Source organism: Mameliella sp. CS4, assembly GCF_019392335.1.
GTDB lineage: Bacteria > Pseudomonadota > Alphaproteobacteria > Rhodobacterales > Rhodobacteraceae > Antarctobacter.
The window spans coordinates 1-275 of record NZ_JAHXRQ010000146.1; the positions used below are offsets into that span (position 1 = coordinate 1).

The 275-nt window shown below is 64.0% G+C and carries 1 pseudogene; it reads right to left on the reverse strand.

Annotated features, from left to right (window positions below):
- Nucleotides 1-275: pseudogene (locus KZZ07_RS26900) on the reverse strand (PQQ-binding-like beta-propeller repeat protein); the annotation flags it as partial.

Sequence of the window (275 nt, forward strand, 5' to 3'; positions counted from 1 at the left end):
TAAGTGCCGGGCAATCCCCACGTGGAAGCCTGACGATTCTTCACGTCTGCGCCGCCCCAGGTTTCATCCCCGGGCTCGCCGGGTGCGGGCGTTGTGTAAAACCGCCACAGCTCCTTGCCAGTCAGCGCGTCGTGCGCCGAGATAAAGCAGTTGTTGCGATTCCCGCCGCAGGAGCCGCCGGAGATCACCTTGCCGTCGACGACGAGCGGCCCGGACGAGTTTCCGCGCGTTTCCACCTTTGATTGCCACCGCATCTCACCGGTTCGGGCGTCAAT